The sequence below is a fragment of the Halorhabdus amylolytica genome (genome assembly GCF_004944975.1).
Lineage (GTDB): Archaea > Halobacteriota > Halobacteria > Halobacteriales > Haloarculaceae > Halorhabdus > Halorhabdus amylolytica.
Genome location: NZ_SPQG01000018.1, coordinates 25,157 through 46,565, shown reverse-complemented (window position 1 = coordinate 46,565; position 21,409 = coordinate 25,157). Strand labels below are relative to the sequence as shown.

The 21,409-nt window shown below is 62.4% G+C and carries 20 protein-coding genes; 11 read left to right on the top strand and 9 right to left on the bottom strand.

Annotated elements, in window-relative coordinates; genetic code table 11:
* Positions 1-25: 25 nt before the first annotated feature.
* On the bottom strand, positions 26-439 hold the full coding sequence (locus tag E3374_RS15905) for an Lrp/AsnC family transcriptional regulator (protein WP_136689938.1): 414 nt from the start codon (positions 437-439) through the stop codon (positions 26-28).
* A gap of 102 nt (positions 440-541) precedes the next feature.
* Here E3374_RS15905 and carA point away from each other — a divergent pair, with 102 nt between their 5' ends.
* The gene (gene carA / locus E3374_RS15900) at positions 542-1,588 is read left to right on the top strand and encodes a glutamine-hydrolyzing carbamoyl-phosphate synthase small subunit (protein WP_136689937.1); all 1,047 of its coding nucleotides are present in this window, start codon (positions 542-544) and stop codon (positions 1,586-1,588) included.
* 63 nt (positions 1,589-1,651) lie between these two features.
* Here carA and E3374_RS15895 read toward each other — a convergent pair whose 3' ends face one another.
* The 4 genes from E3374_RS15895 to E3374_RS15880 form a co-directional block, all read right to left on the bottom strand.
* The gene (locus tag E3374_RS15895) at positions 1,652-2,323 is read right to left on the bottom strand and encodes a hypothetical protein (protein WP_136689936.1); all 672 of its coding nucleotides are present in this window, start codon (positions 2,321-2,323) and stop codon (positions 1,652-1,654) included.
* Positions 2,324-2,487: 164 nt separating this feature from the next.
* The gene (locus E3374_RS15890; protein WP_136689935.1) at positions 2,488-3,366 is read right to left on the bottom strand and encodes an isoaspartyl peptidase/L-asparaginase; all 879 of its coding nucleotides are present in this window, start codon (positions 3,364-3,366) and stop codon (positions 2,488-2,490) included.
* Positions 3,367-3,371: 5 nt separating this feature from the next.
* Positions 3,372-3,821, bottom strand: coding sequence for a UPF0179 family protein (locus E3374_RS15885; RefSeq protein ID WP_136689934.1), 450 nt, complete (start codon positions 3,819-3,821; stop codon positions 3,372-3,374).
* 26 nt (positions 3,822-3,847) lie between these two features.
* Positions 3,848-4,234: a DUF5820 family protein gene (locus tag E3374_RS15880; RefSeq protein ID WP_136689933.1), complete on the bottom strand. Its 387-nt coding sequence runs from the start codon at positions 4,232-4,234 to the stop codon at positions 3,848-3,850.
* Positions 4,235-4,634: 400 nt separating this feature from the next.
* Here E3374_RS15880 and E3374_RS15875 point away from each other — a divergent pair, with 400 nt between their 5' ends.
* The 9 genes from E3374_RS15875 (at position 4,635) to E3374_RS15835 (ending at position 15,901) form a co-directional block, all read left to right on the top strand.
* Complete coding sequence (locus E3374_RS15875) at positions 4,635-6,707, top strand: PrkA family serine protein kinase (protein ID WP_136689932.1); 2,073 nt, start codon at positions 4,635-4,637, stop codon at positions 6,705-6,707.
* Positions 6,704-9,028 carry a PrkA family serine protein kinase gene (locus tag E3374_RS15870; RefSeq protein ID WP_136689931.1) on the top strand — a complete coding sequence of 775 codons (2,325 nt, stop codon included), beginning with the start codon at positions 6,704-6,706 and terminating at the stop codon, positions 9,026-9,028. Before E3374_RS15875 ends, E3374_RS15870 begins: the two co-directional genes overlap by 4 nt.
* Positions 9,019-10,329 (top strand): YeaH/YhbH family protein, encoded by a 1,311-nt coding sequence (locus E3374_RS15865; RefSeq protein ID WP_136689930.1) that lies wholly within the window; start codon positions 9,019-9,021, stop codon positions 10,327-10,329. Before E3374_RS15870 ends, E3374_RS15865 begins: the two co-directional genes overlap by 10 nt.
* Positions 10,326-12,347, top strand: a complete 2,022-nt coding sequence (locus tag E3374_RS15860) for a SpoVR family protein (RefSeq protein WP_136689929.1) — start codon at positions 10,326-10,328, stop codon at positions 12,345-12,347. The genes E3374_RS15865 and E3374_RS15860 overlap by 4 nt, the downstream gene beginning before the upstream one ends.
* Positions 12,348-12,672: 325 nt before the next feature.
* Positions 12,673-13,305 (top strand): TasA family protein, encoded by a 633-nt coding sequence (locus E3374_RS15855; protein ID WP_136689928.1) that lies wholly within the window; start codon positions 12,673-12,675, stop codon positions 13,303-13,305.
* A 183-nt stretch (positions 13,306-13,488) separates the two neighbouring features.
* On the top strand, positions 13,489-14,094 hold the full coding sequence (locus E3374_RS15850) for a TasA family protein (protein WP_136689927.1): 606 nt from the start codon (positions 13,489-13,491) through the stop codon (positions 14,092-14,094).
* Positions 14,095-14,161: 67 nt separating this feature from the next.
* On the top strand, positions 14,162-14,707 hold the full coding sequence (locus E3374_RS15845) for a hypothetical protein (protein WP_136689926.1): 546 nt from the start codon (positions 14,162-14,164) through the stop codon (positions 14,705-14,707).
* Between the two features lie 166 nt (positions 14,708-14,873).
* Positions 14,874-15,365 (top strand): signal peptidase I, encoded by a 492-nt coding sequence (locus tag E3374_RS15840; protein ID WP_248299510.1) that lies wholly within the window; start codon positions 14,874-14,876, stop codon positions 15,363-15,365.
* Between the two features lie 170 nt (positions 15,366-15,535).
* A complete protein-coding gene (locus E3374_RS15835) occupies positions 15,536-15,901 on the top strand; it encodes a hypothetical protein (RefSeq protein WP_136689924.1) in 366 nt (121 codons plus the stop codon).
* Positions 15,902-15,907: 6 nt separating this feature from the next.
* Here the strand turns inward: E3374_RS15835 and E3374_RS15830 are convergent, their stop codons facing one another.
* Positions 15,908-16,828, bottom strand: a complete 921-nt coding sequence (locus tag E3374_RS15830) for a hypothetical protein (RefSeq protein WP_136689923.1) — start codon at positions 16,826-16,828, stop codon at positions 15,908-15,910.
* 441 nt (positions 16,829-17,269) lie between these two features.
* Here E3374_RS15830 and E3374_RS15825 point away from each other — a divergent pair, with 441 nt between their 5' ends.
* Positions 17,270-17,905: a DUF420 domain-containing protein gene (locus E3374_RS15825; protein ID WP_136689922.1), complete on the top strand. Its 636-nt coding sequence runs from the start codon at positions 17,270-17,272 to the stop codon at positions 17,903-17,905.
* 46 nt (positions 17,906-17,951) lie between these two features.
* On the opposite strand, the gene E3374_RS15820 is transcribed toward E3374_RS15825, so the two are convergent.
* Genes E3374_RS15820 through E3374_RS15810 form a run of 3 tightly spaced genes read right to left on the bottom strand, consistent with a single transcriptional unit; the run spans position 17,952 to position 21,408 of the window.
* A complete protein-coding gene (locus tag E3374_RS15820; RefSeq protein WP_136689921.1) occupies positions 17,952-18,764 on the bottom strand; it encodes an ABC transporter permease subunit in 813 nt (270 codons plus the stop codon).
* Positions 18,761-19,513 carry an ABC transporter ATP-binding protein gene (locus E3374_RS15815; protein ID WP_136689920.1) on the bottom strand — a complete coding sequence of 251 codons (753 nt, stop codon included), beginning with the start codon at positions 19,511-19,513 and terminating at the stop codon, positions 18,761-18,763. The genes E3374_RS15820 and E3374_RS15815 overlap by 4 nt, the downstream gene beginning before the upstream one ends.
* Positions 19,510-21,408, bottom strand: coding sequence for a NosD domain-containing protein (locus E3374_RS15810; RefSeq protein WP_136689919.1), 1,899 nt, complete (start codon positions 21,406-21,408; stop codon positions 19,510-19,512). The genes E3374_RS15815 and E3374_RS15810 overlap by 4 nt, the downstream gene beginning before the upstream one ends.
* Position 21,409: the final 1 nt, after the last annotated feature.

Sequence of the window (21,409 nt, the reverse complement as noted above, 5' to 3'; positions counted from 1 at the left end):
CCTCGATTCTGTCGACACCGCCTCATCACCCAACCCGCTCCTCGAGGATCAGCCTCGTCTTCGTTCCCATGACTTCATCGCGTTCGCGTGCTCGTGTGATCAGATCGTTGACCTCGCCGGTGTCGGCACAGTCGACGATCAACACGACATCCTCCTCGCCGCTGACCTCCCAGACGAAGTCGACCTCGGCCCACTCGACGAACGCGTCCGCGAGCGCGCTGTGGTCGACGTCCACGTCGACTTCAATCTCGATCATCGCCTTGACGTTTCCCGTCTGGGTCGCGATCGTGAACCGCTCGATGATTTCCTCCTCGGTGAGACGTTCGACGCGGTTCCGGACTGTCCCCTCCGAGGTACCGACCTCGTCGGCGATCTCCGTGTACGGCGTCCGGGCGTCACGTCGAAGGATGCTCAGAATTTCGCGGTCCAGATCGTCCATCGAGATTGAAGGGTACCGGGGGTCCACACTTGAGGATTACGAATTTCGTAACTATGCTTCGAAAGCAACGCTTATCTGCGGACCTTCCATACGGATCTCGTAATGACAGACGCCTACGTGGCCCTGGAGGGCGGGCGCGTCGTCGAGGCGCGCGCCCGCTCACCTGGAACGACCCGCGGCGAACTGGTATTCACGACCGCCTATACCGGTTACGAGGAGAGCCTGACAGATCCCTCCTACGAGGAACAGATCCTCACCTTCTCGTATCCGCTGATCGGCAACTACGGGGTCCGGGAGGAACGCTTCGAGTCCGATCGCGTCCACCCCCGCGGTGTCGTCGCCCGCGAGATGACCGACGATGTCGCCGAGTGGCTCGAAGAAGAGGGCCGGCCGGCCGTCGATCACATCGACACGCGCGAACTCGTTACCGAGATCCGCGACGAGGGGGCGATGAAGTGTGGGATCGCTGCCGGTGAGGACGTCACTGAGGAGGACGCGCTGGCCGAACTCCGCCAGTGCAAGCACATGAGCGACCACGAGAACATCGGCAAACAGGTCAGCGTGAGCGAACCCGTCGTGTACAACGAGGGCGGGGACGGGCCAGCTGTCGCGCTGATCGACTGCGGCGCGAAGGGTTCGATCCAAGAGTCGCTGGTCGAGCGCGGCGCAGTCGTCCACGCCCTCCCCTACGACACGACCCCCGCCGAGGTCGAGGAGCTTGATCCCGACCTCCTGTTTATCTCGAACGGGCCGGGCGATCCCGAGAACTTTGAGGCTGCAGCGGGATTGGTCGAGGAATACGCCGGCGATCTTCCCCTGGCGGGTATCTGCCTCGGCCAACAGGTCGTCGCCAACGCCCTGGGCGGATCGACCGAGAAGATGGAATTCGGCCACCGCGGCGTCAACCAGCCCGTCCGTGACCTTCGGACTGATCAGGTCGTGATGACGACCCAGAACCACGGTTACACGGTCGCCGAACCCGGCGAGGAACTGGAGGTCACACAGGTCAACGTCAACGACGACACCCCCGAAGGCCTGGAGAACGACGATCTGGGAATTATCACCCGCCAGTACCACCCCGAAGCGAATCCGGGACCGAACGACTCTCTCTCGTTCTTCGACGACATCCTCGAGCTCGTCGAGGGGTAGTCTTCGACGGATCGACTCCGCACGGACTCTCCCAACAGATCGACTGTTAGACCGTCCTGCCGATCAGGGGTCCTCGATTGGTTTCCCGCGGTACGTGATCGTGTGATCGCCATCAGACGTATCCGTCTCACCGTCCTCCGTCCTGGTGTCCTCCGTCTCACTGTCCCCCGACTGACGAGGCCCCGCGTCGAGATTTACCGGACGTCCCCGATACATGACGCGGCTGGCATCGTTGTCTTCGAGCGTCTCGGGGTCGTCGAGTTGGTGATCCCCGATGAACTCAGTCGTCGTTTCCAGGAGCGGTTCCCCGGTCTTTCGGTGGACCCAGAGGTGGTACTGCTGACGGGGTGTCCGCAGGGCGATCCGATGGCCGCGCAGTCCCGTGTTGTAGGCCGCCTTGGCGACGGCGTCGTGTGGCACCTCGATCACCTCGTCCTCGGATTCTCTGCCGACGAGACAGAGCGTCCGGCGGCCAGTGACGAGGACGACTGTCCGTCGCTCGCCGTCCGGCGAGACCGTGTTCCGTTTCGAACCGCGTCCGATCCCTCGCTTTGCGTTCGTCAGCACGTACGCCGGTGCCTCCGTGTCCTCGAGATAGGTTACCGGCGGTTTTGCCAGCGGCGTCGCCGTCGAGAATCGGCTTTCGCGACCCGAAAGTACTTCCGCAGTTACCGAGTCGTCGGGTGCCATCTCCGCGAGCGTCGCCGCCCTGTCGAGGATCCGCTGATCGATCACCCTACCACCCCGACGATCCGGCTGGGACCCGTCGGCCCTTGCATGGATGATCGAACTCCCTTCGCCGACATGAGCATTACGGACGTGTCGGTATTGGCCACTAAAGGCATCTATTGTGTCCGTTGTCGCGATGCTTCTAAACGATCGGCCAAAAAGAAGTCGACTTACTGATCAGTCCACTGGCGGGCTTCAGTGCTCGACGCCCGGGCAGTCTGCATTGCGGGACTGTTGAACGCCTCGCCCATGGTGCCCGCCTGATCCAGCACGATGACGCCGGCGGTACCCTCGACCCGGTCGCCGAAGGTCTCGATCGCTCCTTTGGCCGCACCGCGAGGTGACTGTCCGTCTTCGAGCAGTTCGACGGCACGTCTGGCGAGCGCTTCGCGGGCGATGTCCTCGCCGGCACCGGTCGCACTCGCCCCGCCCGCCTCACTGGCGTAAAACCCGGCACCGATCTGCGGGACGTCGCCCACCCGGCCGGCCAGCGCCGCCCAGCGACCGCCCGTCGAGGTACCGGCAACGAGCGTGTCGCCGTCAGTCGCCACCGCGCCCACGGTGTCGTGCCCGCCGAAGTGCTCGTCGAGCCAGGCGAGTTGCTCGGTCACTGTCGACCCCGGGGGATCCGTGTCCCGCCAGCGTTCCCGCGTCCGGTCGCTCCAGGGGTCGGCGTCGGTCTCGATCCCGTGGGCGGCGGCGAACTCCACGGCCGGTTCGCCAGCCAGCATGACGTGTGGCGTCTCCTCTAAGACGGCCCGGGCGGCGTCGATCGCGTGGACGACGCCGTCGAGCCCTGCGACGGCCCCACACTGTCGGTCGCCGGTCATCAACCCGGCGTCAGTCCGAATCCGACCGTCGCTCTGGACGTCACTCCCGACGCCCGCGTTGAACGCCGGGTCACTCTCGAGGGCGCGGATGGTCTCACAAACGGCCTTCATCGCTGTGTCGGTCCTGGCACCGATATCTGCGCCAGCCTGTAGCCGGCGCTGTCGCCAGCGAGGTTCCTCTGGCGGCGAACCCGCCCCGCCGTGGGCGATCACTCGCACAGGCGTCACTCCTCGGGCGGTGCGAGTTCGACTTGCGTGAGATCACGATCGAGCATACAGTAATCGTGTGGTGGCTCCCCGACGACACTGTCGATTCGATAGGTCGTCTCGAAGTCACCGCCGGCAGGCTCACAGAGTTCGTGGCTCGGGCACTCTTCGTGTGGGCACGGACCTTCGAGTTCGACCTTGCTTCCGGCATAGGCGCTCTGGGACGCGACGTTCGCCTGTATCGGCGCGGGTTCGACCTCGACGGCAGTGACACCTACGTCGTGGACGGCACAGTCGAGGGTGCTGGCACCCTCCCGGACCGCGGTGACGCGATAGCGTCGACCGACGTCGAGATTGAGACACTGCTCGCGATAGGGACATCCCTCGCAGGCCGCGGATTCCCCACCGTAAACGAATTCGGTACCGACGTCAGCGAGACGGGTTCCGAGAAGTGTGATCTGGGTCATTAGATCGAGATATGTCGGCCCGCCGATTAAGTCTCCCGACCGGTCAGCTCGTCGAGCCGATCGAGATACGCTTCCCGAGGGTGCTGGTAGAACGACCGATAATCGATCTCGCCGCTCGCGAACCTCTCTGCGAGTCTGGCGGCCCCGGTCTCGGCCGCCGTGCGATCGTCGAACTCCCGGGTCGGTCCGTCGATCTCCGGCTCCAGATACAACGTGACTATCCACGGGTCGTCGGGGTCCGGCTCAGATCGACCTGGCCGACGACTGCGACGCCCACGGGTCACATATAGCGTCGGGAGGCAAGGGGCCGGAAACGCGTCAGTGTCGAAGATGTCGGGTCGATAGACCAGGACCAGGTCTGTCGGTTCCTGATTCCAGACCACCCAACCGTCGGGGAGCGCGTCGAGGGTCACAGTCGTCAATCGTTGCGTTCCCCTATGAGTTCCGTGATCGCGGCGAGACGACAGTCCAGACGGCCGAAACTGGACGAACATGAGCTCTCACTTATAAATAGCGTTGTACTTCGTCTCTATGGACGCCGGAATTTCCTTCGAATGGCCGTTAGAATGCTTTTCCGTCCGTTTCTACATCTCAGGGTTCGAAATGAGCCAAATCCTTAAGTGATTGCAGTACTCAACAAATATTACTATCGGTGGTTTCCTTCCAGACTCTTCCCGCCGGCAGGTGTGCCCTGCTCCACAGAGAGTGGTATGGATTATCATACCATGAGAGCTGGTCGGGCCATCGATCGTCGGCCCCGAAGGAGGCCCCGACCGATCGCGGAGAGCGCTGTGGCAACCCCAGCGTGATAGCATGAATGGCACCAGAAACACCCTCGACGAACTGAACGAACACTACCGGGACTCGATCCCGGCCGACTTACGACAGCGCCGGACGTTCCAGTGGTACTTAGACGAACTACAGGAGTCACCGAAGATCGCCCGTAACGCCCACCAGCGCGTCGCGGACATGTTCGACCATTACGGGACGACCTACGACGAGGACGAGGGCGTCGTCGAGTACGACCTCGCCGCCACGGACCCCCTCGATGAAGGAGAGAATACCTTCTACGGGCGAGTGATTCACGAGGCGATCCACGAGTTCGTCAACAAGGTCAAGAGCGGTTCGCGGGGACTCGGCCCCGAGAGGCGGATCAAACTCCTGCTCGGGCCCGTCGGTTCCGGGAAGTCAGACTTCGACCGGCAGGTCCGTCGATACTTTGAGGATTACACCCGTCGGGACGCCGGCCGGATGTACACCTTTCGGTGGACGAATCTCCGGGACGTCATCCCCGATCAGGACCCCGACGACGATACCGTTCGTTCGCCCATGAACCAGGATCCACTGGTCCTGTTGCCCCAGGAGCAGCGCGACCGTGTCCTCGAAGACATGAACGACGCGCTGGAGGCACCGTATACGATCCGTAACGAGCAATCACTGGATCCCGCAAGCGAGTTCTACATGGATCGCCTGCTGGCCCACTACGACGACGACCTGCAGGAAGTCCTCGAAAACCACGTCGAGATCATCCGGCTGGTCGCCGACGAAAACATGCGCCAGGCGGTCGAGACCTTCGAGCCAAAAGACAAGAAAAACCAGGACGAGACGGAACTCACTGGCGACGTCAACTACAGCAAGATCGCCGTCTACGGCGAGAGCGATCCCCGCGCGTTCGACTACTCCGGGGCCTTTTGCAACGCCAATCGCGGTATCTTCTCCGGGGAGGAACTGCTGAAGCTGCAGCGGGAGTTCCTTTATGACTTCCTCCATGCGACCCAGGAGCAGACGATCAAACCACGGAATAATCCGCGAATCGACATCGACCAGGTGATCGTCGGTCGGACGAACATGCCCGAGTACCGCGAGAAGAAGGGCGACGAGAAGATGGAGGCCTTCAACGACCGGACCAAGCGCATCGACTTCCCGTACGTGCTGGCCTACGAGGACGAGGCGATGATCTACCGGAAGATGCTGGGCAACGCCGATCTACCGGACATCCACGTCGAACCCCACACCCTGGAGATGGCCGGCCTCTTCGGCGTGCTCACGCGCATCGAGGAACCCGACGACTCGGCAGTGACGATCCTCCAGAAGGCAAAGGCCTACAACGGCGAGAGCGAGGAGGCCGAAGACGTCGACGTCAAGAAACTCCGGGAGGAAGCCGAGGAGAGCGCCGACATCGGCGAGGGCATGGACGGCGTCTCCCCGCGGTTCATCGGCGACGAGATCGCCGAGGCGATCATGGACTCGATGCACCGCGACCGGGACTTTCTCTCGCCGCTGACGGCGTTCAACCACTTCGAGGCCAACCTCGAACATCACGGGTCGATCCCCGCCGAGCGCTTCGAGACCTACTACCGCTACCTCGAACTCACCCGCGAGGAGTACCGCGACCGGGCGATCGACGACGTGCGCCACGCCCTGGCCTACGACGTCGAGGAGATCCAGCGCCAGGGCGAGAAGTACATGGACCACGTCATGGCCTACATCGACGACGATACCGTCGAGGACGAACTCACCGGCCGGGAGGCCGAACCCGACGAGCAGTTCCTCCGCAGCGTCGAGGAACACTTAGACATTCCCGAGGATCGGAAGGACGACTTCCGCCAGGAAGTGTCAAACTGGGTCTCCCGTCGGGCGCGCGAGGGCGACACGTTCAGTCCGCAGGACAACGAGCGACTACGCCGCGCCCTGGAACGGAAACTCTGGGCCGATAAGAAACACAACATCAACTTCTCCGCGCTGGTCGCCAGTTCGGAGATGGACGACGACGACCGCAACGCCTGGATCGAGGCCCTGATCGAGCAGGGTTACTCCCGGGACGGCGCCGTCGAGGTTCTGGAGTTCGCGGGCGCGGAGGTCGCCAAGACCGAACTCGAAGAATGAGCTCTGAACGTAACGCTGAGGGCGGCTCCGGTCAGACGGGGACGGACGCCGACGATTACGTCACCGCCGCCGACCGCCAACTCGCCGAGACCTACGAGCCGCCGATGAGTCTGGAGGCCTACGTCGAGACTATCCTGGAGGAGCCCCAGCTGGCCGCGGGTGCGAGTACGTACCTTCTGGACGCGATCGAAGCCGCCGGGACCCGGACCGTCGTCGAGGAGGGTGAGGAACGCGAGCGCTACCGCTTCTTCGACGATCCGTACAATGACGGCGAGCACGCTATCCTCGGGAATACGGCTGTTCTCAACGGATTAGTCGAGGATCTCCGGACGATCGCTGCTCGTCGGGGGAAAGCCGAGAAGATCGTCTGGCTCGCGGGACCCACCGCGACCGGCAAGTCCGAACTCAAGCGGTGTCTGATCAACGGCCTGCGAGCATACTCTCGGACCGAGGAGGGCCGACGCTACACTGTCGAGTGGAACACGTCGGGTGCGGGCAGCGTCGGGAGTGGGCTCACCTACGGCGACGTGCCAGACAACGACGACGATGACTGGCTGGAGAGTCCCGTCCAGACCCATCCTCTCGCCGTGTTTCCGCAGGAGATCCGCACGGACATCGTGGCCGACCTCAACGACCGGATCGGCGATCACCCGGACGTGACCGTCGGGACTGATCTCGATCCGTTCTCGCGAGAGGCCTACGAGTACTTAGAGGAGCAGTACCGCCGTGACGGCGTCGACGGGCTGTTCTCGGCCGTGACTGCTCCTCACCACCTCCGGGTGAAGAACTACGTCGTCGATGTCGGCCAGGGGATCGGCGTGCTCCACGCCGAGGACGAGGGCACGCCAAAGGAGCGCCTGGTTGGCACCTGGATGGGCGGGATGCTCCGGGAGCTGAACTCCCGGGGGCGGAAGAACCCCCAGGCGTTCTCCTACGACGGCGTTCTCAGCCAGGGCAACGGCGTCCTGACGGTCGTCGAGGACGCCGCCCAGCACGCCGACCTCCTGCGAAAGCTGTTGAACGTCCCCGACGAGCGCTCGGTCAAACTCGATCGCGGCATCGAGATGGACGTCGACACCCAACTGTTGATCATCTCCAATCCCGATCTGGAGGCCCAACTCGACCAGCACGCCGAGCGCGGGGGCTCGGACCCGCTGAAGGCGCTCAAGCGCCGCCTGGACAAACACCGCTTCGCCTATCTGACGACCCTCTCGCTGGAGGCCGAACTCCTCCACCGGGAACTGACCGGCGAGACGACCGTCTGGCGGGCCGACTCCTACGCCGAACTCGCCGAGCACATCCGCGAGCCGGTGGCGATCGAGGTCCGGGAGGCTGAGGGGACGACAGAGGTCGAACTCGCACCCCACGCGATCGAGGCCGCGGCCCTGTACGACGTGGTTTCGCGGCTCTCGACGTCGGACCTGCCGGACGCGCTGAATCTGGTAGACAAGGCACTCCTCTTCGACCAGGGTTACCTAGAGGAGGGCGACGAACGGATCGAGGCCGAGGAGTTTGCCTTCGAGGAGGGAGCCGGGGACGGCGAGCGCGGCATTCCCGTCACGTACACGCGAGACGTGATCGCAGATGTGCTGTACGCCGACCGGGACCGTCACCACTCCGACCTCGACATCGGATCGGTGATCATGCCCCGGGACGTGCTCGGGGCGATGACCGAGGGGCTGTCGAGTGCGCCCGTCTTCGGCGAGAGCGAGGTCGAGACGTTCGAGGGGCGTGTGAATCAGGTCCGGACGCACGTTTCCACCCGCCAGGAGGAGGACGTCCTGGGAGCGATGCTCAAGGAGAAGCGCGTCGAACGCGAGACTGTCGCCGAGTACGTCGAGGCCGTCTACGCGTGGGCGACCGACGGTCGCGTCGAGAACGACCGCGGCGAGGAGGTACCTCCCGACCCGCTGACGATGCGTGTCTTCGAGGTCGAACACCTCGGTCGCTTCGACGAGAATCATTACGATGGCAACGATCCCGGAGAGGCGGTTCGAGCGTTCCGCAACGACAGGATCGTCACCGCGATCAACCGCCACGCCTGGGAGTCCCGCGACGAGGGCTTCGCCGTCGAGGAGTTCGATCCCGAGTCGATTCCGGTCATCGAGTCGATCCTCGGCAGTCACGACTGGGAGGCCGTCCGGCGCACCTTCGAGGACTTCGATCCCCACCAGTGGGCCGATCCGCCGGCCGGCACCGAAACCGAGCGCGTCAAGGAGCGGACGATCGACGTGATGGTCGACGATCAAGGCTACAGCCCCGCCTCGGCGGAGTTGACCAGCCGGTACGTCTTAGAGGAGGTCGCCCACCGATGGGACTGAGGGAAGATCTGGAGCGCTACCGCGAGGTGGGCGAACAGCGCCGTCAGGACCTCGCGGAGTTCATCCAGTACGGCGACCTCGGACAGAGCCGCGCCGACGAGGTGCGCATCCCGATCAAGATCGTCGATCTCCCGGAATTCGTCTACGACAGGCGTGATCGAGGAGGTGTCGGCCAGGGACAGGGTGAGCAACCCGACGTCGGTGATCCAGTCGGCCAGCCTGAACCCGGAGACGGTGACGAAAAGGGCGATCCCGGCGAGGAAGGCGGCGAACACGACTATTACGAGATGGATCCCGATGAGTTCGCCAGGGAACTCGACGAGGAACTCGGCCTCGACCTCGAACCGAAGGGCAAGACCGTCGTCGAGGAGATCGAAGGCGAGTTCACCGACGTCGCCCGGACCGGTCCCTCCAGTACACTGGACTTCGAGACGCTGTTCAAGCGGGGGATCACTCGCAAGTTGGCGATGGACTTCGACGAGGAGTACGTCCGTGCGGCACTGAAAGTCGAGGGGTGGGGCCCCGAGGAAGCCTTCGAGTGGGCCCGGGCTGACGGGATCCCTGTCTCGCTGGGCTGGATCCAGAGCGAATACGACGACCTGCCGCCGGGCGAACGCGGCGAGTGGGACTCGATCGACGCGATGGAGACGGCCGTCGAGCGCGAGCGGGCGGTCGATCGCATCCGCCGGGAAGGCATCGACGATGTGCCCTTCCGCCGGCAGGACGAGCGCTACCGCTATCCCGAGACGATCGAGCGTAAAGAGCGCAACGTCGTCGTGGTCAACATCCGCGACGTCTCGGGGAGCATGCGCGAGAAGAAGCGCGAACTCGTCGAGCGGACGTTCACGCCCCTCGATTGGTACCTCCAGGGCAAGTACGACACCGCCGAATTCGTCTACGTCGCCCACGACGCCGACGCCTGGGAAGTGGACCGCGAGGGGTTCTTCGGCATTCGATCCGGTGGCGGGACGCGCATCTCCAGTGCCTACGAGTTAACCCAGGAGATTTTCGAAGCTGAATACCCCTTCAGCGAGTGGAACCGCTACGTGCTGGCAGCCGGCGACAGCGAGAACTCCAGTGACGACACCGAACAACGGGTCATCCCGCTGATGGAAGAGATCGACGCCAACCTCCACGCCTACGTCGAGACGCAGCCGAGCGGGGAAGCGATCAACGCGACCCACGCAGAGGAAGTGAAGCGTCACTTCGGGGGGAGCGACGACGTGGCTGTGGCGTTCGTCAACGAACCCGGTGACGTGATCGACGCCATCGACGAGATACTCAGTACGGAGGACCAATGAGCACCATCGACAACCGTACGGACGCAAAGGAGACGGCACGTCGACTCCGGGAACCCGTCACGGAAGCGCGCACCCTGGCACGGAAACTGGGGCTGGATCCGTACCCGGTGAACTACTGGATCGTCGACCACGACGAGATGAACCAGTTGATCGCCTACGGGGGCTTCCAGAAACGCTACCCGCATTGGAGATGGGGGATGGCCTTCGACCGCCAGCGCAAGGAAGGACAGTTCCTCGGCGGGAAGGCCTTCGAGATCGTCAACAACGACAACCCCGCTCACGCGTTCCTCCAGGAATCCAACGCCCTCGCCGACCAGAAGGCCGTGATTACGCACGTCGAGGCCCACGCGGACTTCTTTGGGAACAACGAGTGGTTCGGGTTGTTCACCGACGGTCAGGACCAGACGCCTGCTGCCGATCGCCGCGGCCCCAACGCCACGGCGATGCTCGCCCGCCACGCCGACCGGATCCGGGGATTCATGGAGGATCCCGAGATCGACCGGGAGGCTGTCGAGCGCTGGATCGATCACGTCCTCTGTCTGGAAGACACCATCGACCACCACGCCGCCTACGCACCCGTCGAACCCGAACGACGGGACGCACAAGAGGCTGAGGACCGCGATCCCGAGGGGGCCATCGAGGAACTCGACCTCTCGGCGGAGGTCACCGGCCAGGTCTTCGACGAGACGTTCTTCGCGGACCACTCCGAGGAGGAGACCGGCTTCCCGCCCGAACCTGTCGAGGACCTTGTCGGCTTCCTCGCGGCCCACGGTAAACAGTACGACGACGCCGCCGACAGGGCCGTCGAGATGACCGACTGGCAGCGAGAGATCCTCGAAATACTGCGCCGGGAGGCCTACTACTTCGCGCCACAGAAGATGACGAAGGTGATGAACGAAGGGTGGGCGGCCTACTGGGAATCAATGATGATGGGCGAGGAAGCCTTCGCCGGCACTGACGAATTCCTGACGTACGCCGACCATCAGGCTCGCGTACTGGGGTCGGGCGGACTGAACCCATACAAACTCGGCAAGGAACTCTGGGAGTACGTCCAGAACCGGACCAACCGCCGGGAAGTCCTCGAACGGCTGCTCCGCGTCGAGGGGATCACCTGGCGGAATCTCGAAAACGAAGTGGACCTCACGGCCGTCCGCGAGCGACTCGCCCCGCCCGCCTGGCTAGAGAACGTCCCGGGCTGGCTCGAATCGATCGATCCCGACGATCCACGAGTCGACGCTGAGGCACTCTCCCGAGCCCGCGACGGCGAGGTCGACATCGATCGCTATCCCTGGAAGGTCCTGACCTACGAGGGGCTCGCCCAGCGACACTACTCACTGGTGAAGCCCCAGAACCGGAGCTTTCTTGAGCAGGCGAGCCGGTCAGAACTCGAATCGATCGCGCGGTACCTCTTCGACGACGCACGATACGATAGCGTCGGGGCAGCCCTAGAAGACGTCGAGTATACCCGTGGCTGGGATCGCATGCGGGAGATCAGGGAGAGCCACAACGACGTGACGTTCATCGACGCGTTTCTCACCGGGGAGTTCGTCGCGGCCAACGACTACTTCGCTTACGAACACAGCTACAAAACTGGCGACTTCCGGGTTTCCAGCACTGATCCAGAAGACGTCAAACGGAAGCTGATGCTCGAGTTCACCAACTTCGGGAAACCGATGATCGTGGTCGAAGACGGAAACTACGACAACAGTGGCGAACTCCTGGTCGCCCACCAGTACAACGGTGTCATGCTCGACGTCGACGAGGCCACGGATGTCCTGAAACGGGTCTTCGAACTCTGGGGACGACCGGTCAACCTGCTGACTATCGTCAAGGAGTTCGACGACCACGATGTCGAGGTCGCCCGCCGACGCGACGAGGAACCGGAGTCGGTCGAGGTGGGCAAACGCCTGCGCTACGACGGCGATCACGTCACGGTCACCGACGTCGAGTGGGAGACAGTTGAGCATCTCGCGGCCGAGGACGTCGACTACGACACGAAACCCGACGAGTGGCTGTGACGATTCTAAACTATCATGATTGATAACACACCACTGACCAGCTGATCTGGCATCGGAGAACTAGCGGAAGACTTCCACTCCGAACTCGACCGGAAAGCCATCGCCGACATCGAAATTCAACCCCAGAACCCACGAAATGTATCCGATCTTGGGGCAGATATGTAGACAGACGTTTCGATATATTCCAATTATCAAATTTTTAGTCGATTTATCCGAGTGCGAAAGTACATCTCCCTGTTTATATGCCTCCGAGGCGAGGGATATAACGAAACTAACGTGACCGATCCTGTCGTGATCGCGGAACTGAAATGAGGTTTTTCCAACTATGCCAGAGATAGAACTCACACGACGGCGTGTACTGGGCGGTTTGATCACTGTCGGTGCGGCGAGTGCGGCGGCCGGGGCCGGGACGTTCGCGCTGTTCAGCGACACGGAGACGAGCAGTGGGAACGAAGTGACTGCGGGGACGTTGGATCTGCAGATCGATCCCGATGATTCTGCCACCACATCTCTCTCAGTTGGGGATGTGAAGCCAACTGACGGTGGCGCTATCGTTTTAGAACTAACCAACGCAGGATCGATCGATGCGAATGTGGCAGGAGTCACTGTCGAGTCGATCACTGAATCCGACGGGACTGCAGACGAATTCACTGATACGGACACCAGCGGTGACCTGGCGGACAATCTGGAGATAGAAGCGTTTGTCCTGAACAGTGAGCCATCGGAAGGAGAAGGCATCAGCGATTCGGAGATCAATTCCGGGGGAACCACGGTGATCTCGGATGGGACAACCCTCAGCTCCGCCGGGGGGACGTCAAACTCACCTTCGTCTCCTGTTTCACTCAACCCGTCCGAGACGAAGTACCTAGTCGTCAACTATCACGTCCCGGACGTGGGCAACGTGATCCAGGGCGATACCGTAACATTCGACCTCACGGCTGAAATTGAACAGTCATAAGCGGAATATTCACCTCCGCGGGAGTACGGCATCCCGATGAAGAAGGGTGTCGGGCGTGCGTGATCAGGTTGTCGAGGAAATTCACCCCATGTGTTCCGATCTGTTCCCGACGGCAGGGACAAATGACGACCGCTGGTTGGTCCGTGAGCGGTGTTTCCATTTCTCTGAAGCGAGGGGCACGAAATGACGGACACAGAGATGGTGTCACGTCGACGCTTTCTGGGAAGTCTCGTCGTCGTAGGAGGTGCCAGTGCGGCCGGGGGCGCAGGGACGATGGCCTCCTTTTCCGACGCCGAATCCAGTAGCGAGAACACGGTTCAGGCGGGAACTCTCGACCTAGAGCTAAACGGAAACGACCAGACAGTCACGTTTCTCGACGTAAGTGGCGTGAAACCCGGAGATGACGGCTTCCAATCCATCCAACTGGGTAATACCGGTTCGATTACGGGTACAATCGAGATCATCGTCGAGGACGTTCGTGACTCCGAGAATGGGATCGTGAACAACGAGAACAGCGTTGACGACACCCCCAATCAAGGAGAACTCCAGAACTACGTCGAGGTACGGGCCGAGATCAACGGCACTGAGATCAGAGACTGGACCGGACTAGATCAGCTCCAGTCGACCCCGCTCCCGTATACGTATCCAACCGGAGAGACGATAGTCCCGGGATCGCAACGACAGTTCACCCTCGAATGGCGATTCAATGATCCCGGGGACAAAAGCGTGAACGAGGCTCAGAGCGATAGCGTCGAAATGGATCTCACCTTCCGGCTGGTACAGACCTGAGGTGATCGGATGGGAGTAAATCGAGACACGCCTTCGCTTGGCACGAGCGTATCTGGAGGGGATACTGATGGGTAACCAGAACGCCCTGCGAGCGGTTCTTCTTGCTGTGATTATGGTCGGCGGACTCAGCGGTCTCAGTACGCATCTGACGGCTGCGGAATTCAGCGACAGTCACGCCGCCAATAGCCAGATATCTGCGGCGTCGAATTTCAATAATGGAGGGACGGGACTGACTGCCGACGCGGGAGGACCGTATACCGTAACGGCTGGGTCTACGTTGATCCTGGAGGGATGGGAAAGTTCAGTCGACCGAGGAAACATCAGGACCTATTCATGGGAAGTGACGAGTGGGCCGGGCTGGGGTTGGAGGTATCCTTCCCTCCCTTGGGGAGTTTACCTCCCGCCAGACAATGTGAATGGGACGACACAAGCAGTGATTGAACTGACAGTGACAGACAACAAAGGGAATACAGATACAGATACAGCGACGATTTCCATCCAAGAAGCGAACACAGGATACGTGGTAAGAGCGAACAGTCGATCGGCTGAAATCCCCAAAGTTAATAAAAATAAAGAGGACCGAGTGTACTTCGGGAACTATACCGAACGATGACGCCCATCTAACAACCCTGAGTTGAAAGAAATAGCCCATCAGAACAAAGTGAACGCCTCTCGCCTGAACTAATCGATTGTCAATACATTCAATGGATCTACCGAACGTGTCGTCAGAATCACTCGATACTCGCCGACTAGGCCACATCATCGGATTCGTGTTATTGGTGGCCATCGTGGGAATCTTCCTTGCCATCGCCATCCCCGGTCTCGTAGGGGCTGACGAGAGTTTCGTCGTCCAGTCTTCGAGTATGTCACCCTCGATCGGTGCTGGGTCGGTCGTTTTCGTCAGCGACCAACCCGCGACAGACGTAACCGAGGGCGACGTGATTACCTTCGAAACGACTGGCGAGCAGTCCTCTCGACGGGTAACCCATCGTGTCGTCGATGTCGTCGAGCAGGACGGTGACAGAGCCTTTCGAACGAAAGGCGATGCCAACGAGGAACCCGACACTGAACTCGTCAGCCCTGATCAGATCCTCGGAATAGTCCAGTTTCATTTGCCCTTGATCGGATATGTTGTCGCCTTCGGGGGGAGTCAGTACGGAGTAATTGCGCTGATCGTTGTCCCGGCAATCCTACTGATCGTGACTGAACTGAGGGACCTGATTCGAACCAGTCGTACAGACGGGGGTGGGCGAGAGAACAAACCCGACTAGGTCGGATCAGACGAAAACGAGCGACGCCGACGGCAACGAGAAAGAGTCATTGACAAGCGTTCTCTACCAATACTACGGAATCACTCGCGTTTGGTTTGATTTACCTGGGATTATCGTCAGTGATAACCAGGGTAGTGAATTGAAATACGTCAGCCGATTACTTGTTGGCGATGGCAACTGCACAACCGGAGTGGCTCCACTTCGATGGCTCGCCCTTCGAGGAGGAGCGGTTCCGCAACGTGTGGTTGCTGGCGCTCGCAACCTACGGCGTCGGCGACATCGTGACGACGATCACGATCGCGTACTTCAGTCGGGTCCACGTCGAGGCCAATCCGGTCGTCAACCTCTCGATCGATCTCTTCGGCGGCGGCGGGTTCCTGGCGATGAAACTGCTCGTCCTCTATGCCTGTCTGGGGGTCAGCATCTGGGCCGGTCGACTCGAGGACGACCGACTGCTGTTTTACGGCCCGCCGATCTTCCTGGCGATCGTCGGGACGATCATCACCGGCGTCAATCTCGGCCTGCTCCTCTCGTGAGTCCGATTACGGTTCTGGCGCGCGCAACTGGAAGACTGCGTCGAAGACCGTGCCGTCGGACTGAATCTCGTTGCCGGTGTCCTCGTCGACTCGCCACTCGAGTTTGACCGTTACCTCGGCCCCCGGCTCGAGCACAGCCCCGGAGCTTGCAGAGTCGTTGAGATCCGCAAGCGTGACGGAGGAGGATTCCGATCCTACCACAGTCTCCTCCGTGCCGTCGGGGTATTCGAAGGTCATTCGGACCGCGATCGCCTTCGAGAGTTCGCCCTCGTCAGGTGAGTCATCGACTGGGGCTTCCGGTTCGACGATCCCGTTCTCGAGGTCGGTAATGTCGGTCCGAACCAGCCGGACCGTGCCGGACTGGTTCCCGCTGTTCGTCAACGTCATCCTCTCGGTACCGGCATCGCCCGGCACCACGCCGTTCGCTTCGAGCAGTATCCCTTCTCCCTCGGAATCCAGAGAGACCGTGACATCGTCGTCGGGTGAGTCCGCACCGCCGTCGTCCGCCTCGTCGCCTCCAGTCCCACCACCGCCTCCAGCGGTCTCCTCACCGTTGTCGGCTTCGTCTTCACTATTTCGAACGTTTTCGTCGCCCTCGTCCGTCGAATCGTCGTCATCGTCCCCTGACTGGTCGGTCCCGCTGTCCGGCGTCCCGTCGCCCGTACCCTCAGCCGCCGCTCCTGGAGCGTCGACTGACGTCCCATCGTTCTGGTCGTCAGGGCCGCCTACCGGCGAGGTGCCGGGATCGTCACCGGTATCTCCTCCATCGTCCGATTCACTTAGCTCTCCGAATGCCGTCCCCTCCGTATCCGGATCGCTGTCGGTTAGCGTGACCGTTCCGATCCCGGCCCCGAGGATCACGACGATCGCTACTAGCAACAGGAGGGCGAGTCGTCGTTTCGACCGAGGCTCTTCGTCGTTACTCATTGTGTCCCTCCGGACCCGGGTCGATCAACGGGTCGAAGACACTGATTTTCGGTTCTGACGCGGGGACAGCGGGGCCGATTCGACGCGGTTCACAAATCACATTCGATTTCCTCCTGACGGTCACGTTCGCTCATCACGCGCCCTAAGCGTGCCATCGTGTCTCGCTCCCATAAATCACTGTGACGAACGTCACATTAAGTAATCACCCGTTTCAGTCGGAAACTGAACTGAAATGGACTATTTTTACATAAACCAGGGATCGAACGTCGTCGGTACTGCGAGCGGATCCGCCACAACGACCGACTGACGGGAACTGACACCCGCCCACGATCGCGGCGTCGAAACGGTGAACCGCCTCGGCCTGTTCGGCCTGTAGATCAGCCACGACGATCGACTGCCGGGAGGGGAACGCAAAAGCCCGAGGCGCCCACAACTGTAGACATGAATCTGCTTTCGCGTCTCCGCGAGTTCGGTCGCGCCCGACCGATCGTCCTGACTGTGGTGCTCTCGGCGATCGGATACACCCTCGTCGCGGGCGCTTTCGCCGGGGCGATCCCGCTGTTCCCACCCCTTTCGGACGCCACCGTGAACCTGTTCGGTCACCTGATCGCGCTGGTCAACACGGCCGCCCTGATCGCCATCCTGGTCGGCGTCCGGTTCATCAAGCGCGACGCGGTCGCGAAACACCGCGGGGCTATGCTGACCGCGTTCGGGTTAATTCTGGTTTTTCTCGTCCTCTACCTCTGGAAGGTCGGCGGCGGCTTCGAGAAGTCGATTACGGCGACCGGCATCCCGGAAATCGCATATCTCCTCATGCTCGCCGTCCACATCGTCCTCTCGATCGTCGCTGTGCCCGTCGTCCTCTACGCCGTGATCCTCGGGCTGACTCACAGTCCCGCCGAGTTGCGGGAGACCCACCACGCCCGCGTGGGGCGGATCGCCGTCGCAGCCTGGGGGATCAGTCTCTTCCTCGGGATCGTTACCTACATCCTGCTCAATCACGTCTACGGCTGGGAGCCACGCCACGCGATCCTATTAGTGGTGGCCGGATCCCGTCCGTTATGGAAACTGTACTAAGAGTGCGTCAGACCACCGAACGGTAACGAGCAGATACCGACAACGATCATCGGAACACGGTGTCGGCTGCGATCGATAACGATCCGACAGCCCAGAGCGTCAGGCTTCCGCATGCCGCGACCGGATCGATGCCACCGGAAACGGCCCGTGGGGCGACCGAACCGACTGCGAGTTCGAATACCAGCCCACGGTACGCCGAAAGTGGACTTGCGGCCAGCAACACATCCAGAACGTCGGCAGGGACGACGTCAGCTGCGAGACCGGCGACGACGCCGAGATCGAGGCCGATTACCAGCGCGAGGGCGGTCACGACGGCCACTGCGAGCCCGCCGCGACTGCTCGCCGAGAGCGCCGATATCCCGATCGCGATAGCGAGGGCGACCAGTGCGAACGCAGCGGTAAGCACGACCATACGAAGATAGACGATCGGCGAATCCGCGGTGGCGTGAGTCGCAAGCACAGATATCCGCTCGATGCGGAACAGCAGGACGGTCCCCATCGCGATCACCAGGGGTACTACGACGACAACCAGCAGGGCCGCCGCACGGCCGAGGAACGTTCCAAGAACGTACGTTCGACCGGCGAGCGGATAGCTCCCCAACACGTCGAGTTCGCCCCGCAGACGATCATCCAGAATCGAACGATAGCCTACTGCGACGGCGACCAGCGGAACGAGCACTTCCAGTGGGGTGAGCAGATTCATCGACAGAGCCAGATACCCGCCGCCGCGACTCGCCCAAGCGAACCCCAGGATCGCGAACGTGTAGCCCGTGGCGAGGGCCAGCAGCGCCCGGCTGCGAGTGACCGAATCGAACGCGCGTTGGGCGATGATCAGTGCAATCCGGGCACCTCGTCTCATCCGTCCCCACCCCCGATCCCACTTCGGACGCCGATCGTCTCGTCGCGTTCGATCACCGTATCGAGGACGTCGTCCAGCGAGTCTGTGCCGGTCTCGGCCCGCAATGCGTCGGGGCTCCCGCTCGCGACGAACGATCCCGAATCGAGAATCCGAACCTCGTCAGCGATGCGATCGGTCGCGACGAGGTCGTGGGTTGCTACGATGACGGCCGTCCCGTCGGTCGCGAGATCGGCGATCACCGACGCGATGTGCCGGCGCAACTGTGGATCGAGTCCGCTGGCCGGTTCGTCGAGGACGAGCAGCGACGGGGACCCGACCGTCGCTTGCGCGAGACCGAGCAGGCGCGTCATCCCACCGGAGAGATGCTCGACTCGGCGGTCTGCGACGCCGTCTAAGCCGACGCGTGCGAGGATCCCATCGACGTCGACCTCCGCAGGGACCAGGCGGCCGTAGAATTCGATCGTCTCTTGGACCGTGAATCGGGACCGGAACGCGGGTCGCTGTGGTAGATAGCCGACGACGCGGCCGGTGTCGTCCCGGCGCTCGACACTTCCGCCGTCCGCGTCGAGTAGCCCGGCCACGATCGAGAGCAATGTCGTCTTGCCCGACCCGTTCGGTCCCAGGAGACATGTCACCGAGTCGGCGGCCGCCCGTAGCGTCACGCCGTCGAGGACAGTGACGTCTCCGAAGGATTTGCGCACGTCCCGTAGTTCGAGGACAGACGTGTCGTCGGTTCCGTCGGAATTCACGGAGAAACACCTCCGTCGCCAACCGTCGCGTTCGAGGGGGACAAGCCCGACTGTGCCGATTCCGCTCGCGGCCGGTCGTCGATCACGTCCGCGGCACGCAATCCCGGGACCGCCGTCTCGAACTGCCGCAACATCACGACGGCGGGGGATCGTGCGAGCGTCGCTGCGCCGGCCGAACGCGAGACAGCGCTGTCGACGATCCCGGTCGGCCGGAAGGAGCGCTCTATCGTGCCGTCGCCGTCGCGGTCGCGTCCGGGGATCGCTCCCCAGTAATTGCCGGACCAGACACGAACCGGGCCGCGTCCCGTGGTGACGTACCGGTCGTTTTCGATGATGTCGTTGTCGGTGACCTCGTTCGTCGGCACGATTGTCCCGGTCCGGAGACCAACGTCGTTCCCGTAGACGAGGTTGTGCTCGTACGTCGATCGCTGGGAGCCCAGATCCATGCCGTAGCGGTTCCCGGTCACGACGTTCCCTAGCACGGCGGAGGAACTCCCGGACATCGAGATTCCGACGCCGCTGTCGCTGACCCGATTGCCGACGACCGCGTTCGACTTCGGGCGAGTCATGACGACGATACCGATGTTCGTTCCCGCGACCGTGTTGTTCGCTACCACCGTCCTGGAAGTGAACATCTCGTGGACGCCAAAGCGCATCCCCCTCATTCGGTTGTTCCGGACGACGAGGCCGTCGGCATCGTGGGTGTAGACGGCATCTCGACCGCCGGTGAACGTACTGTTCTGGATGACGATCCGGGAATTCATCGCCAGCACGCCCATGAACCCGTCCTGCCAGGTGTCGGTCCCGTCGACCTCGGCGTCACGGATGACTGTCCCGTCGCTTTCCCGGACGATCGCACCGCTTGCTGGCGTCTCGATCGTGACGTCGGAGAGTAACGAGCGCTTCGCCCCGTCGAGGACCACCGCCGCGTCGCCGTATCCGTAGACGGTGCGGACCGTCTCGTCCCAGCTACCGTTCGCGACCGATGCGTTCGACGGTTCGCCGGTGTTGTTCGTGCCGACACCCGCGATCGACAGGTTCGAAAGTGCCGTCCGTTCGCCGCGCAACGTCAGAACAGTGCCGGTACCGTCGCCGACGAGTCGCGTCCGGTCGCCGGCGCCACGGATCGTGACCGATTTCTCGCTCGTAAGGTTCGCGTGATATGTTCCCGGGGGGAGCCTGATCGTCGAGTTCTCCTCGGCCGTCCGGACGGCAGCCGCGAGCGTCGAGACGTTCTCGCCGACAGTCGCGGAGACGGGGCGGTCGAGTAGGTCTTCCCGCTTCTTGACTGCCCGATCCGCCCACGCCCCGCGCTGCTCGACCTGCGTCCGGACGCGCTCGCCTGTCGAACCTGTCTCGCGTGCGTCCAGTTCGTCCCAGCGTCGGACCGTTCCGCCGTATCGATCCGCGAATCTCGCGGCGGACGCCCGATCGTCGAAGGGGACGATCGCTGGCCCACCCGGCGTTCGCGCGGCACTGTCGACCACGAAGAAGGCCTCGCCGGCTTCGACCCAGTCGACCTCCGGATCCGAAGTGACGGTGAGAAGCCCGTCGTCGGTCAGATCGACGCCCGCGTCGGCGAAGTCCGTGACGTAGATCGCGAGCGGGTGCCCGAACTGTTGGGTCGTCGCGTCGCGGTCGAGCGCCCCCAGCGCCGCCTCGATCCCGTAGTAACCGACGATGTACTGGTACTGCGAGTAGAACACCTCTGCGCGCGGGATCTCGTATCCGCCAACGTCGGCCTGCCGGATGTCGACGCCAGTCATCCCCGTCGTCAGCGTATCTGAAAAGGCGACCGGCTGTGCCGTGGCGGTGTCTGCGGGCGAGACGGCGAACGCCAGCGAGGCGCTCGCAAGCACCACCGCCAGACCGGCGAGGACGACGTTTACGCGCATA